The 14,887-nt window shown below is 61.3% G+C and carries 6 protein-coding genes, 10 pseudogenes and 1 riboswitch; of the genes and pseudogenes, 9 read left to right on the top strand and 7 right to left on the bottom strand.

What is annotated here, in order from left to right; genetic code table 11:
- Positions 1–74: 74 nt before the first annotated feature.
- Positions 75–511: pseudogene (locus ACWGTI_RS29850) on the bottom strand (type IV secretory system conjugative DNA transfer family protein); the annotation flags it as partial.
- Positions 512–958: 447 nt separating this feature from the next.
- Here ACWGTI_RS29850 and ACWGTI_RS29845 point away from each other — a divergent pair.
- Positions 959–1,171, top strand: a pseudogene (locus ACWGTI_RS29845) (IS3 family transposase); the annotation flags it as partial.
- Positions 1,172–2,754: 1,583 nt separating this feature from the next.
- On the opposite strand, the gene ACWGTI_RS29840 reads toward ACWGTI_RS29845, so the two are convergent.
- From ACWGTI_RS29840 to ACWGTI_RS29825, 4 genes are all read right to left on the bottom strand, one after another.
- Positions 2,755–2,967 carry a hypothetical protein gene (locus ACWGTI_RS29840; RefSeq protein ID WP_454578795.1) on the bottom strand — a complete coding sequence of 71 codons (213 nt, stop codon included), beginning with the start codon at positions 2,965–2,967 and terminating at the stop codon, positions 2,755–2,757.
- Complete coding sequence (locus ACWGTI_RS29835; RefSeq protein WP_454578794.1) at positions 2,964–3,305, bottom strand: DUF3307 domain-containing protein; 342 nt, start codon at positions 3,303–3,305, stop codon at positions 2,964–2,966. The genes ACWGTI_RS29840 and ACWGTI_RS29835 overlap by 4 nt, the downstream gene beginning before the upstream one ends.
- Position 3,306: 1 nt before the next feature.
- On the bottom strand, positions 3,307–3,555 hold the full coding sequence (locus ACWGTI_RS29830) for a hypothetical protein (RefSeq protein ID WP_454578793.1): 249 nt from the start codon (positions 3,553–3,555) through the stop codon (positions 3,307–3,309).
- Between the two features lie 394 nt (positions 3,556–3,949).
- Entirely contained in the window at positions 3,950–5,908 is a 1,959-nt protein-coding gene (locus tag ACWGTI_RS29825) for a potassium transporter Kup (RefSeq protein ID WP_454590345.1), read from the bottom strand.
- Between the two features lie 556 nt (positions 5,909–6,464).
- Positions 6,465–6,578: riboswitch (TPP riboswitch) on the top strand.
- A 102-nt stretch (positions 6,579–6,680) separates the two neighbouring features.
- Between ACWGTI_RS29825 and thiC the strand changes: the two are divergent.
- The 7 genes and pseudogenes from thiC to ACWGTI_RS29790 all read left to right on the top strand — a co-directional run bounded on the left by thiC (position 6,681) and on the right by ACWGTI_RS29790 (position 11,771).
- Positions 6,681–8,517 (top strand): annotated as a pseudogene (gene thiC, locus ACWGTI_RS29820) (phosphomethylpyrimidine synthase ThiC).
- Positions 8,514–9,473, top strand: a pseudogene (locus ACWGTI_RS29815) (FAD-dependent oxidoreductase). Before thiC ends, ACWGTI_RS29815 begins: the two co-directional pseudogenes overlap by 4 nt.
- Positions 9,442–9,639 (top strand): sulfur carrier protein ThiS, encoded by a 198-nt coding sequence (gene thiS / locus ACWGTI_RS29810; protein WP_454578403.1) that lies wholly within the window; start codon positions 9,442–9,444, stop codon positions 9,637–9,639. The pseudogene ACWGTI_RS29815 and the gene thiS overlap by 32 nt, the downstream one beginning before the upstream one ends.
- 4 nt (positions 9,640–9,643) lie before the next feature.
- Positions 9,644–10,417: pseudogene (locus ACWGTI_RS29805) on the top strand (thiazole synthase).
- Positions 10,418–10,559: 142 nt separating this feature from the next.
- Complete coding sequence (locus ACWGTI_RS29800; protein ID WP_454578402.1) at positions 10,560–10,709, top strand: thiamine phosphate synthase; 150 nt, start codon at positions 10,560–10,562, stop codon at positions 10,707–10,709.
- A gap of 32 nt (positions 10,710–10,741) precedes the next feature.
- Positions 10,742–11,020 (top strand): annotated as a pseudogene (locus ACWGTI_RS29795) (thiamine phosphate synthase).
- A pseudogene (locus ACWGTI_RS29790) lies at positions 11,011–11,771 on the top strand (hydroxymethylpyrimidine/phosphomethylpyrimidine kinase). The pseudogenes ACWGTI_RS29795 and ACWGTI_RS29790 overlap by 10 nt, the downstream one beginning before the upstream one ends.
- A 295-nt stretch (positions 11,772–12,066) precedes the next feature.
- Here ACWGTI_RS29790 and ACWGTI_RS29785 read toward each other — a convergent pair.
- Together ACWGTI_RS29785 and ACWGTI_RS29780 are read right to left on the bottom strand one after the other, a co-directional pair.
- Positions 12,067–13,389 (bottom strand): annotated as a pseudogene (locus tag ACWGTI_RS29785) (dicarboxylate/amino acid:cation symporter); the annotation flags it as partial.
- 827 nt (positions 13,390–14,216) lie between these two features.
- Positions 14,217–14,441, bottom strand: a pseudogene (locus ACWGTI_RS29780) (DUF2285 domain-containing protein).
- Between the two features lie 107 nt (positions 14,442–14,548).
- Between ACWGTI_RS29780 and ACWGTI_RS29775 the strand changes: the two are divergent.
- Positions 14,549–14,756 (top strand): annotated as a pseudogene (locus ACWGTI_RS29775) (helix-turn-helix domain-containing protein).
- Positions 14,757–14,887: the final 131 nt, after the last annotated feature.

Below are 14,887 nucleotides of genomic sequence, written 5' to 3'. Positions count from 1 at the left end.
AAAAAGACGCCTCACACCTGCATGACCCAATGCTCAGCGGCGCTCGAACCACAAGGCTCATGAATAGGACGGGCTAGCGGGTTGTATGCGGCTGACGCAGCGTGGGTTGGGTCGAACAGCAGCACACGGCCGAAACGTGCTCGCCAGCCAGCGGTGAGTTCCCAATTTTCACGCTTGATGTCGTGAACGATTGCGCTTCCCGGCCAAGTTAGCAGAGATGGCACGACCAGCCCGACGCCCTTGCCGCTTCGGGTCGGCGCGAAGCACAGGACATGCTCCGGGCCATCGTGGCGAAGGTAGTCCAAATTAAGGTTGCCGAGAACCACGCCGTCGGGGCCGAGCAGGCTGCGGCTTCGATCTCCTTTCGCACAGCCCAGCGCGCCGAGCCGTACGTTGCCACGTATTTGGCCTCCCGCGCTCGCCATAGCGACATGCCGATAGCAACAACAATCGCGATGAAACTGCCGCTCGCCGCGATCAGCGCGCCTTCAACAAAGACCGTCGGTGCATAAAAAGACTTGCGATCTGCGCTGAGCATTTGTTCCTCTACGAAGAATTTGAGGAGCCCGCGAAAACGGTTGGCGAACTTCGAATGGGCGGGATCGACACGGCCCGGGTCGATCACAGTCGACAGTGCCCTGATGACCCATGGCAATCGCAAGGTCCCGCCCGCAGGGAGATTCACCGCTTGCACTCGCTCATGCATTTCGGTCTCAGGGAACTGGACGGATGCTTCGCCGTCCAGAAGAAACTCTCGCCGGTGGCCACCGATAATAGAAACGCGTTGGGAGGCGGGACAAGTGGCCCTGGCGCAGGGACGTTCCCCGGCCGCACGATGGTGCAGACTTATCTAATGAGTTTAACGCGAATGTTAAACGTGAACGGATTGAGCCTGTGACCCTGCGATCTCAATGCAGTGCTCGCCCGCTGACCTCGCCTCCGCTCCTGTCGAAAACGCTCAATGAGCCGGTCGGGCCACGTCTGGGACAATCTTGATGGAAGCTTCTTCTCGCCGTTGAAAACCGAGCGGACGGCCCGCAAGATTTACAGGGCGAGGGATAACGCCGGGGCGATGTGTTTCGATTAGACTCGAGCGCTTCTACAACCCTCGGCCAAGGCCCTCGACTATCTGAGCCCTGTCGAATTCAAGCGACAAGCTGTCCTAGCTTAACTTCATGTCCGAACAGCCTGTAGCAGGCTGACGCCCCAGACGCTTCAGGGGTTTGAGTCTACGGTGCAGGCTTCATCTGCTACGCGCTTCACCCTGCGGGCAGCAGACTGCGAAGCCTCCACTGGCGCGAACTGCTCGCGACGGCGGGTTGATCGCGGGACCTGTCCGCCATTTCTGGCACAGGAACCGTGCAATCGGCTCGTGTATGTCGCGCCGCCCCTCTCGTGACCGCATCATTGCCCTCGTCCTCTTTCAGCCGGCCGTTCCTCCCGACCGCCGGTTCGATGATGATGATCCCCTGTCGAGAATAGTCTTTGTTGTCGCGCATGGCGGTCTGAGCCGTCTCGTGGTCGTTCACTAGCCTCGCAACGAGATGTCAGAGGCATTGAAGCTCCGCGCTACACATCGGTGTTGTTGGTTTCGACCTGACCCTGACGATTTGACACGCTCAGCTCAATTGAGCGTTGTCCGAACCATCGGCCGCGAAAGCTAAGCGGCGCCATTCTACCGTGCGATGACCGTAATGAATATGACAGGGCAGACCACAATAAGCAGGTTCGGGCTGAAGACTTTTTAGCGAACTCGCAAAAAAGGAAACGACAGCTCTTCCAGTTTGCAAATCGCAGCCGGGACTCGTTTTTAATGAGAGGGTAGCCAGCCATTTGCCGCTTCCGTTAGTTATCCGCCCCGCAACGTTATGTGGCTGCCCTTCAAGAGCCGGACGCTAAGGTGTCCGATGACGCCACGCTGCGTGAGTTCGCCGTGCCGAACATCCGCGGGAGCGTCGCGGGCGCTGGTATAGATCCACCTTGTGCGCGCTGGTCGACATCGGCCTCAAGGCGGAAAATGAGGGTGTCGTTCTCTCTTGAGCCGCACCGTCCTCGTCGCTTGGAGGAGACGAGGGGCTACTCTGTATCGCAAACGTAGGAGCGACGGCCGGTGATTGGCCGCGCCGCATGGCCGAGAAGGCGCTGACCGCCGGCGTCCAGGAAGCCTAGGTCCAGAGCGTCTCGATAGGCTCCGTCGACGACCTGGTCGGGCCATGGGCATGAGGCGGCAGCTCTTGGTGTTCGAAGATCCGATCGATCCGCTCATTGAGCCCGTGAACGTCGGTTTTCGTGCCACGGACGGGCGCGATGATCTGCTCATTCGTCTCTCGCATACCGGCCTTCGTGATGTCTGGGTCTCAGCGAAGTGCAGCTTGTAGTCGGCGAGTTGCGCCTAGACCGGGGCAGCGAGAGCAGCGGAGGCCGCCTTAATGGTACCCTCAACCTTGGCGATTCGGATGGCACCTTGGATCCGCCGCCAGAAAACCCAGGGCACTGGATGATGGCAAAGACGAGAAGCTGTTCTAACCGAAGTGTGTCGGATCGTCCTGGCGCGTCCGAATGTCCCAGCCACGCGGGGCGCCGTTTTCGTTGGAAGCTGTGACTGCAGCGACCGTCGCAGCAGACAGGCTTGCGACTTCGACTTTTGTCGACCGGATCGGATGTTTAACGCGCAGAATGTGCCGCCCGACTTTCTGGCCGGGGCGAGCGCGAGAAGACCCGTCAGAGTTATTGCTTTGACCGTTTGGCCAGTCCCTAACTGTTGGCGTCCGGAGCGCGGCCGGCCACGGAACCATCGATCTGCTCGCCTTCGGTTGTGGCCTTGGTGCCCGCGCGATCTGATTGAGCACGTTCAGCCTTGGCCCCGGTGACGCGTCCATGCATCCACGCGACGGCGGCGCCAATAATGCCGGCTCCGACCGCGAGGATGATCGGGTTGGTAAACAGGAATGCGAGTAAAGCAGTCATGAGAATGTTCCCCAATGTATCAGGATTACCACCCAGCAGAGTTTACAGGACATGTGCAGAGATTGGTCCATGTCGTAAGAAATCCGCCCCATGCACTTGGCATCGTCGATGAGGCCGTGAGCGACGAACTCTGCGACACCGAGCGCGAGACTGCCGGTTATCAGGCCGACTACACCGCCGTGGATTGCCGCGTGAGATAGAAGGCCATGGTACCAGGGAACGCCCGGAATCGGGTTGGCGCGGTTCTTGGCCCTGGCAAGGAAATCGCTCTGAAGCGGATAGTCAGCCAGTGCGTGACCGGCCAGAAGAAGCGCAATCGTGGTTAGTAACGCGGTCATCTCACTGCACCTTGCCGATGCTGGGGTTACTGCCGAGAGTGGGATCGTCCCGGTGCCGCGGGTAATCGGTCAGCACGCCGACCGACCGCATGTCGGTCGGGGGCCATTTTGGCAACACGTAGCGTTGGAACAGGCCGGGGTCGAGCGAGAGGAGGACGCGGACCACGACGCCGCTGAAGGCCTGTAGGCGGGCCAAGAAAATGGGCTCGCTTTTGAGGAAGAAGGTTTTGATCTTGGTCCACATGGTCATTCGGCTTTCTCAGAAAATTCGCGCAGCAATCCGCCGGCTTGTCGGCGGTAAGCGGAACGGCGACGGTCTTGCCTTCGATTGTCAGTGAGTAGCGGATAGTCCTGCATGGATCCCCTTCTTGCGCTGCCATGTTGCGGTGATTGTTGCAGTGCTCGTCGCCGGGAGTGCACCGGCCAGTTGGCCTTTCTCCGCAGCGGAGCAGGCCGAGCGCAAGTGGACGTTTCGTCCGGTCCGATGCTGGAGGTCGCGTAGTTCACGCCGGCGCGTACATCGATGCGGCTTTTGGCGGTCCCGCCGTGGATCAGAACTTGGGGCAGGACGAACTCGGTTTATGAGTTGCAACGTAGTGCAAGTGCCCTGGCAAGGACGTTGATCGTGCAAATCGAGGCGAGAGCTAGACAACCACCTGCGTACCGATTTCTACCACACGTCCGGTTGGAATCTGGAAATATTCGGTGGCGTCGGCCGCCGTGCGCGCCAGGCCGATGAACAGCTTGTCCTGCCACACCGGCATGCCGGAATTGGGTGATGCCTTGAGCGAGCGCCGCGACAGGAAGAATGACGTCGTCATGATGTCGAACTTCCAGCCCTGCTTGCGGCAAATCGCCAGCGCGCGCGGGATGTTGGGCTGCTCCATGTAGCCGAAGGTCAGCGTCACCCGCATGAACAACTCGTTGACCGTCTCCATCCTCACCCGGTCGCTGTCGGGGACCAGCGGCTGCGGTGCCGTGACAACCGACAGAATGACATTCTGCTCGTGCAGCACCTTGTAGTGCTTCAGGCTGTGCATCAGCGCCGTCGGCGCGCTTTGCGGATCGCTGGTCAGGAACACGGCGGTGCCGGACACCAGTTGCGGCTTTTTCTTCAAAAGATTGCCGGCGAGGAAATCGAGCGGGATCTCGTTGCGGCGGGTCTTGTCGAAGAGATAGCGGCTGCCGCGCACCCAGGTCCACATGCCCAGCACGATGGTGAAGGCCACGACCAGCGACGCCCAGCCGCCTTCGAACACCTTGACGATGTTGGAGGCGAAGAAGCCGATATCGATCAAGGCAAACAGCACGGTAAGCGGGATCGCCACCGACAGCTTCCACTTCCAGATACGGGTCATGACGACATAGAGCAGCACCGTCGTCACCAGCATGTTGCCGGTCACCGAGATGCCGTAGGCGGAAGCCAGCTTGCTCGATTCGCCGAAGCCGACCACCAGCATCATCACCACCAGGGCCAGCAAAAGGTTGACGCGCGGCATGTAGATCTGGCCGGACTGCTTTTCCGACGTGTGCAGGATTTCCAGCCGCGGCAGCATGTTGAGCTGCACCGCCTGGCGGGTCAGCGAAAAGGCCCCCGAAATGACCGCCTGGCTGGCAATGACGGTAGCCGCCGTCGCCAGCACCACCATGGGGATCAGCGCCCAACCTTCGTTCATTTCGAAGAATGGGTGGCCAACCACGCCGTTCTTCGCCAGCACGAAGGCGCCCTGGCCGGCATAATTCAACAGCAGGCAGGGGAAGACGATCGAAAGCCAGGCAAGCACGATCGGTTTGCGGCCGAAATGGCCGAGATCGGCATAGAGCGCTTCGGCGCCGGTGACGGCGAGGAAGATGGCGCCGATAGTAACGAAGGCGACGTCGGGCGAATGGATCAGAAAGGCAACGATGTAGTGTGGGCTCACCGCCCACAGGATTTCCGGATCGGCAATGATGTGCTTGAGGCCGGAAAGGCCGATGGCCAGGAACCAGATCGCGGTCACCGGGCCGAAGACCAGTCCCACGCCGCCGGTGCCGAAACGCTGAACTGCAAACACCATGGCCAGGATGACCAGAGTCAGCGGCACGACATAGGGCTGGAACGCGGGGGTGACGACATTCATGCCCTCGACCGCCGACAGCACCGAAATCGCCGGCGTAATGACGGCGTCACCGAAAAACAGCGAGGCACCGACGATGCCTACGCCCAGGATCAGCGCCGAGCGCTTGGGGAAACTGCCGCGCGCCAGCGCCATCAGCGACAGCACGCCCCCCTCGCCGCGGTTGTCGGCGCGCAGCACGAACATGATGTATTTTACCGTGACGGTAATGGTCAGCGACCATATGATCAGCGACATCACGCCGAAAATATCTGCAGGGTCAGCGATGTTGCCGCCAGACGAGGCATGCAGCGCTTCGCGGAACGCATAGATTGGGCTCGTCCCGATATCGCCATAGACCACACCGAGTGCGCCAAGCATCAACAAGTGAGTACTTTGTGCAGGAGCCGAGCCGAGATGTTCCGCTAGTTCCCCACCGTCACAATTGTTGGCAGATTCCACGACAGCCATTCGTATGCTCCCATGGGTGCTGCGCTCTAGAGCCAACGCAATTCTGCATTTGCGAGGCGCGCCCCTTGCAATGGGTAGCCTCGGCCGATTGGGCGTGCGACGCGAAGAGGGAGGATCTCGCTGCACTGCCGCTATCGGCCGAGGCGTCAGGTAATTGCTAGCAGAGACTGCCATCTTGAAGTCGACCGGCACGTCACCCGGTCGGTTTTCACATCAACAGACCATCAGCAATCTATAACGCCTAATTTTTACGCAATACCAAAGCACCTCTGGCTATTACACTCTAACAATCGAAATTCTATTATAATCTATACGAAATACCGAACTTCATGCAGTAATTTACCTCGATGAACTTGAGGATACGAATATCGACTGGCGATTGTTGGAAGTCAATATTTTCATGGTTTCAGATGTAGCATTTCGGAAGGCTTGTCATAGAACATGAGTGTCCAGATTTGCGTCATCTCGTGACGACAGAATCGCGCGCGGACGACCCGTCCGCATCCTGAACACGGGAGCGTTCCGCCTGCCTTTGACCTTCCACCGCGGCCTGAAGGCGCTTGACAAACGGGCACCGGCCCGGTCCAATCGAGGCATTCACCAGGGGAGTCCCGGCAAGGGGCTGAGATACTGCTGGCTTTGCGGCGCAGTGACCCGTAACCTGATCCAGTTCATACTGGCGTAGGGACGGTGCGAGCGCTTGCGGGAATTCATGCCCGAGGATTTGTTTCGGGCGGGTCAGCAAGGCGTCTTTTCATCCTTCCGGCACAGAGCTGGGTCTCCAATGCAACGAGCAAAGGAGCCTCAAATGAATGCCTTGACCCCCCACCGTATCGACCGGACCGCTGCCGGCGTCGCGCAAGATCCACAAATCCGGCGTCCTCCATTCACAGATCGGGGTGCCAATGCGGGAGATCGCGGTCCACCCGACTGCCGGTGAGCCGCCGGTGACGGTCTACGATCCGTCAGGCCCCTACACCGACCCCGCGATTGAAACTGACATCGAAAAGGGTCTTGCCCGCCTTCGGCAGGACTGGATCGCCGCTCGCGGCGATGTCGTGCCTATGACGGCCGCCATGTCAGGCCGGAGGACAACGGATTTGCGACAGGAGAGCGCCTGACGCGGGAATTTCCGATCCGAAGCCGTCCGCTGAGAGCCAAGGCCGGCAAGGCCGTCACCCAGCTCGCCTATGCGCGCGCCGGCATGATCACGCCCGAGATGGAGTTCGTCGCCATCCGCGAGAACCTCGGCCGCGAGGCCCTGCTCGGCAAGCTTGGGGGCGACGGCGAAGCCTTCGGCGCGGCAATCCCCGACTTCGTCACCCCGGAATTCGTGCGCGACGAGGTGGCGCGTGGACGGGCCATAATCCCTGCCAACATCAATCATCCCGAGAGCGAGCCGATGGTTATCGGTCGCAATTTCCTGGTCAAGATCAACGCCAATATCGGCAACTCGGCGGTCACCTCTTCGATGGCCGAAGAGGTCGAGAAGATGGTCTGGGCGATCCGCTGGGGTGCCGATACGGTGATGGACCTGTCGACCGGCCGCAACATCCGCAACATCCGCGAATGGATCGTGCGCAACGCACCGGTGCCGATTGGCACGGTGCCGCTTTACCATGCGCTGGAAAAGGTCGGCGGCATCGCCGAGGACCTCAACTGGGAGGTCTACCGCGACACGCTGATCGAACAGGCCGAACAGGGCGTAGACTATTTCACCATCCACGCCGGAGTGCGGTTGCACTACATCCCGCTGACCGTCGACCGGGTCACTGGCATCGTCTCGCGCGGCGGCTCGATCATGGCCAAATGGTGCCTGCACCATCACCGGGAGGGCTTCCTCTACGAGCATTTCGAGGAAATCTGCGACATCTGCCGCGCCTACGATGTGTCCTTTTCGCTGGGCGATGGCCTTCGCCCCGGCTCGATCGCCGACGCCAACGACGCGGCGCAATTCGCCGAACTCGAAACGCTCGGCGAACTAACGAAGGTCGCCTGGGCGAAGGATTGCCAGGTGATGATCGAGGGGCCCGGCCACGTTCCGATGCACAAGATCAAGCAGAACATGGACAAGCAGCTCGCCGTCTGCGGCGAAGCGCCGTTCTATACGCTTGGACCGCTGACGACGGACATCGCGCCTAGCTACGACCACATCACCTCCGGCATCGGCGCGGCGATGATCGGCTGGTTCGGTACCGCCATGCTCTGCTACGTCACGCCGAAGGAGCAGCTCGGCCTTCCCGATCGCAATGACGTCAAGACCGGCGTGATCACCTACAGAATAGCCGCGCACGCCGCCGACCTGGCGAAGGGTCATCCCGCGGCGAAAGTCAGGGACGATGCCCTCTCCCGCGCGCGCTTCGAGTTCCGCTGGGAGGACCAGTTCAACCTGTCGCTCGATCCGGAAACGGCCCGCTCGTTCCACGACGAGACCTTGCCCGAAGGAAGCGCACAAGCTGGCGCATTTCTGCTCGATGTGCGGCCCGAAACTCTGCTCGATGCGCATCTCCCACGACATCCGAGCCGAGGCGCAGAAGGACGGCATGGCGGCGATGGCGGCGAAATATCGCGAAGGCGGCGATCTCTACGTGCGGGCGGACGAGACCGGTGCACCACTCATGCCGGAGGCGCATGAGCCGTCATGAGGGTGCTGGTCAGGGGCCGGCGTCGTCGGCCTCACCGCCGCCTTCGAGCTCGCCATAGGCGGCGCGGCGGTGACCGTTGCGGAGAAAAGGCATGGCCTCGGCGGCAACGCGTCGTGGTTCGCCGGCGGCATGCTGGCGCCATGGTGCGAGCGTGAAAGCGCCGAGCAGCTGGTGCTGGATCTCGGGCGCGATGCCGCCGACTGGTGGGAGGCGGTGTTGGCCGGCCAGGTGACACGGGCCGGAACACTGGTTGTGGCAGCTCCGCGCGACGCGGGCGAGCTCGACCGCTTCGCTAGCCGCACGTCAGGCCATCGGGGTGTCGACGACGACGAAATCGCGCTGCTAGAGCCCGACCTCGCCGGCCGTTTTCGCCGTGGGCTTTTCTTCCCCGGCGAGGCGCATCTCGACCTATGGGCGTCGCCTTCCGGTTTGCCACGGACGCTCGGCAGCTTTCCGGATTCGAGCGCGAGATCGACTGCATGGGAATGGCGGCGGGCGATGAGAGGCAGCGCGGCATTCGCGGCGAAATGCTGATCCTGCGCACGCCCGATATCTCCCTGTCGCGCCCGATCCGGCTGCTGCATCCGCGCTTTCCGCTCTATGTGGTGCCGCGCAGCGATCGTCGTTTCATGGCCGGCGGGACGATGATGGAGAGCGACGACAGTGGTTCGGTCACGGTTCGTTCGCTGATGGAACTTCTCAGCGCTGCCTGCGCGCTCCATCCGACCTTCGGCGAGGCCGGTATCGTCGAGACCGGCGTCGGAGTTCGTCCGGCCTTTTCCGACAATCTGCCGCGTGTCGAAGCGCGTGGAAGGACCATCGCGCTCAATTGACTTTATCGCCATGGCTTTCTTCTTGCGGCGGCCATGGCGCGCCTGGCGGCCGAAATTTTCTCCAGTCACGGCAAACGCGTGGAGCTTACCCATGAAACTGACCGTCCACGGCGAAGCGCTTGAAAGTGACGCCACGACACTGGCGGCGCTGCTTGCTGGCCTCAACTATGAAGGCGATTGGCTGGCGACGGCCGTCAACAGCGATCTCGTGCATGCAGCCAACCGGGCAGAATTTCCGTTGAGCGAGGGCGACCGGATCGAGATCCTGTCACCGATGCAGGGAGGCTAGCACCATGCTCGACCTTTTTGGAACGACGCTTGTCTCACGCCTGCTTCTCGGCACCGTCCAATATCCTTCACCGGCGATCCTTGCCGATGCGGTCAAGGCGTCGGGGACCTCGGTGGTGACCGTCCCGCTGCGCCGTGAAATGGCCGGCGGCAAGGCCGGCTCGAAATTCTGGTCACTGATCCGCTCGCTCGGCGTGAGGGTCCTGCCCAACACCGCAGGCTGCCATTCAGTGAAGGAAGCCGTGACGACCGCGAGGATGGCGCGCGAGGTCTTCGGCACGCCCTGGATCAAGCTCGAAGTCATCGGCAACCACGACACGCTGCAGCCCGACGTCTTCGGCCTGGTCGAGGCCACGCGCATCCTTTGCGAGGACGGTTTCATCGTGTTCCCCTACACCACCGACGACCTTGTCGTCGCCGAGCGGCTGCTTGAGGCGGGCTGCTAGGTGCTGATGCCGTGGTGCGCGCCGATCGGTTCGGCGCTCGGGCCGATCAACATCATGGCGCTGCGCTCGATGCGCGGGTATTTCCCCGACGTGCCGTTGATCGTCGATGCGGGGCTCGGACGGCCGTCGCACGCGGCAACCGTCATGGAACTCGGCTTTGACGCCGTGTTCCTCAACACGGCGGTCGCCAAGGCGGCCGATCCGGTGAGCATGGCGCGCGCTTTCAGCAAGGCGGTCGATGCCGGCCGCGAAGCCTATGGTTCGGGACTGATCGAGCCGCGCGCCGCCGCCATGCCGTCGACGCCGACATTGGGCAGGGCGGTTTTTTCATGAAGCTCGATCCCTTCTACCTGGTCGTCAACAGCGTCGCCTGGATCGAGCGGCTGGTGCCGCTCGGCGTCAGGTTGGTGCAACTCCGCATCAAGCATATGGACGAGGACGGGCTGCGCGCGGAAATCCGCAAAGCGAAAGCCTTATGCGCCCGACACATTGCCAGCTCATCGTCAACGATCATTGGCGGCTGGCGATCGAAGAGGGCTGCGACTTCGTACATCTCGGCCAGGAGGGTCTCCAGACCGCCAACCTCCTCGAGATACAGGCGGCCGGCATCAGGCTCTCGGACTGAGCACCCATGATCATGCCGAACGGGAGACGGCCATGGCAGCCGGGCCCGACTATGTCGCGCTGGGTCCCGTCTATCCGACCATCCTAAGAAGATGAAATGGGCGCTGCAGGGGGCTCGAGAGGATCCGGGCGTGGAAGGGCTGGGTCGCGCCTATTCCGCTGATCGCCATCGGCGGCCTCAATCCCGAGCGGCTCGATGGCGTTTTCGAGGCCGGCGCCGTCAGCGCGGCGGTGGTGACGGACATAACGCTGAACCCGGATCCCGAGGCGCGCACCAAGGATTGGATCAAAAAGACGGAGCAATGGCGCTGAAGCAAGACCCGCATGTGCTTGTCGTTGGCGGATCGGATTCCAGCGGAGGTGCCGGGATTGCGCGCGACATCGAGACGATCTCTGCCATCGGCGTGCGCACCTGCCTTGCCATCACCGCGGTAACGGTGCAGACACACGACGCCGTCGGGGATATCCGTCCTATGCAGCCTGGCCTGGTGGCTGATCAAACGCGGGCGGCGTTGCAGGCCAACGAGGTGGCGGCCATCAACATCGGCATGCTCGCGACCGCGAAGATCATCGCTGCGGTCGTCACCGTGCTGCGCGAAAATCCGCGGATACCGGCAGTGCTCGATCCGGTGCGGGCCTCCTCGTCCGGCAGGCCGCTGCTGCAAGCGCGCGCTTTGGCGTCATGAAGCGGGAACTCATGCCGCTTTGCCATCTCGTCACGCCAAATCTCATCGAACTGGCGATCCTGACGGGATCGGAACTGGCAGCGGACGATGATGAGGCTCTGCGGCAGGGAAAAAGATTGCTTGCGGCCGGGCCGAAAGCGCTGTTGTTGAAGGGCGGCCACGCAACGGGACCACGATCGATAGATATTCTGTTGAGTTCGGATCAAGAACCCATTCGCTTCGATACACCGCGTCTTGCCGGGTGGATGCGCGGGACCGGGTGCATGCTGGCCAGCGCCATCGCCGCGCATTGGGCCGGTGCCAAGTCGCTCGAAGAGAGCGTGCTCGAAAGCAAGCGATTTGTGCTCAAGAGGCTTAATGAGAACTCTGCCGGATGATCCCACAAGCCATCCGAGCTGCATCGAAGCGATTGTGCTTAGCTCCCGGCGCTGCCCGATCCGAGATTTTATAGTGATTGGCAAACTGAGCGCCATTCCTCGACGTCACAGGTCCTTGGGCCATAAGGCGCAAAGAATTGCCGGGAGATGACGCATCGGTTTTCGATGGCGCGAGTGGTCGACAAGCCCGCCCGGCAGCAAAACCGGCCCGTGCTGAATCGTCTCAATGAGGTTTGTTTTCATACATCTCGTTGCCCCAGAACCGTGGGTGATCGTTGGGCGAGCTGGAGACATCCTCGACTTGCGGCAGCGACAGGTCTGCCTCAACTGGCAATTCACCGGCCATGGCGGCGGCGAGCTTCGCCTGATCGAGCTCCTTTTCCCACCGCGCCACGACAATCGTCGCGACCGCATTGCCGACGAGGTTGGTCAGCGCCCGGCACTCCGACATGAAGCGGTCGACGCCCAGGATCAGCGCCATGCCGGCAACCGGGACGGCGGGCACCACGGACAGCGTGGCGGCCAAAGTGATGAAGCCAGCGCCAGTGATGCCCGCGGCACCTTTGGAGCTGAGCATGGCGACGAGAAGCAAAAGGACCTGGTCGCCGAGAGTGAGAGGCGTGTCCGTCGCTTGTGCGATGAACAATGCGGCCAGCGTCATGTAGATGTTGGTGCCGTCGAGGTTGAAGGAATAGCCGGTCGGGATGACTAGGCCGACCACCGACCGCTTGCAGCCGGCGCGCTCCATCTTGACCATGAGGCCGGGCAGCGCCGCCTCTGACGAGGAGGTGCCGAGAACCAGCAGCAACTCTTCCTTGATGTAGCGAATCAGCGCCAGGATCGAGAAGCCGTTGTAGCGAGCGACCGCTCCGAGCACCCCCAGGACGAACAGCAGCGAGGTCGCGTAGAACGTGCCGACCAGCATGGCGAGATTGGCCATCGAGCCGATTCCGTATTTGCCGATGGTGAAGGCCATGGCGCCGAAAGCGCCGATCGGGGCTGCCTTCATCAATATGGCGACAAGGCGGAAAATCGGTGCGGTCAGCGCCTGCAGAAAATCGACGACCGCACGGCCGCGGTCGCCGACCAGCCCCAACGCAATGCCGAACAGCACCGAAAAGAACAGCACCTGCAATACATCGCCCTGGACGAAGGCGCCGGTGATCGTGTCGGGGATGATGTTCATCAGGAAGCCGACGATGGTGGTGTCATGCGCCTTTTCGGTAAAGGTCACCACTTTCGATGCGTCGAGTGAGGCCGGATTGATGTGCATGCCGGCGCCGGGCTGGACAACGTTCGAGACGATGAGGCCGATAACCAGCGCCAGCGTCGAGAACACTAGGAAATAGACCATCGCTTTACCGGCGACACGGCCGACTTTCTGCAGGTCAGATACGCCGGCAATGCCGGTCGCCACCGTCAGGAAGATCACCGGCGCGATGATCATCTTCACCAGTTTGATGAAGGCGTCGCCGAACGGCTTCATCGCGGCACCTGTCTCCGGATAGAAATGGCCCAGAAGCACGCCGGCGGCGATCGCCACCAGGACCTGCACATAGAGATGCCGATAGAAGGGAATCTTGCCGCGCGGCTTGGCGGCAGCGATCGTCGTCTGCATGATATCCTCCGTTGCGCCCCGATCGGGAGACCCGACCTCCCGGGACTAAGATTCAGCAGCTCGCGGCTGCTGAATCTTAGTTCGCATCAGGCGTGCCAGACGCAGCCTTTTGTCGATAAGCCCTTGATCTTTACCGCGTTATCATCAATTCACGCTGCTTGCCTCTGGGCAACAAGTGCGGCTGCCCGGACAAATTTGATTGGCCGTTGTGCGAAGTTATGCACAAATGAGCGATGCCGCAGCGCCGCAGCACCACAAGCCCAGGCAACATGCCCGCGCCTTCTCTCGTAGGCGCGGGTTTTTCGTATGCACCCCCTGGAAAAAGCAGATTTCCCAAATGATGAATCGACGGGACGCGGCGTAGACCTCAGCAAGGCGCCATGCACGACGAAGTGCTTCGCATCCGGGGTTTCGCTCTCCATCATCGAAGCGCGTCCAATTGCGGAGGAAGGCGCGTTGTGCAGGCGGTAAGCGGCCCGCCAGGGCCATCATAGACCGAGATTGAGAAGGTGCCATAGCTTGATTTGCTGAGGCAGTGAACCATGGCGGGGCGCCGAGCCGACAGCCATTTCAGGACCCGCCGGGATCGGGAGGCTCGGTTTGAATTCTCCTTCATCAGCGGCAGCACAATGGCGCAGGCGTGGAGCAGGCTGTCATGCTCACCAGACGAAGTGATATATGTCTCGTAACCATCGCGAGAGAGCCTGGTGCCCTTCGGCAGTCAGAAAGTCAGCAAATCGCGAATCAGCAGACGCCATCCGGGCCGGTCGGGTTCAGTGCGGTGCTCCGCCAGCCAGCAGATAGCGATAACCGTTCGTGGTCATCCATCAGCCTCGCGCGAGATGTGTTTCCCATGCTCGGAATGCCCGTTCCGGCTCCTTCGTGGGATCGATATGCAGAACGATTCTCGCCACGTCGCGTCAGTCGGCGTTCTCGGCCGCCACATCGAGAAGGCGGATATAAGTGAGCAGTCGCTCCTCGTCGTAGCCGGTCAGGATGGGGGCATCTGGAGCGACGTCGGCAACATCGGAATCGAGTAGCGGTTTGAGCACAGGAGAGCTGTCCCCTTCAACAAGCACTCTTCAGTCGGGTTCCTACTATAGAGAATAGGAACGATCATTCCTAGAACGTCAGTTCCTCTTCTGATTTCTAGTCGGCCATGGATCTCAAGGAGATCTTGGCCATCAATTTGCGTCGTTTGCGCCATGATCAGGATCTGACGCAGGAGGAACTGGCAGCCCGTTCTGGGCTGAGCATGCGTTATGTCGGCTCGATCGAGCGTGCTCAGGTTTCGGCCAGTGTCAGCGTTCTTGGTAGAATTGCAGATGCGTTTGAGGTACCCGTGCGAGCTCATCAGAATCGCATAACGGTAGGTCCGGGAGTGTCTGCGGATCCGACCGGCTCTGCATCCTGCGAAAGTTAGAGGCCCGATGTCATTACGCGGCCTTTGTTGTACCTTAGCTTGCTTGGGCTTCGGGGCAGCGCGGCAATCTTCTCC

The sequence above is a fragment of the Mesorhizobium sp. ArgA1 genome (genome assembly GCF_053714375.1).
Note: the sequence above shows the minus strand (reverse complement) of the source record. Positions and strands in the feature narration are given on the sequence as shown.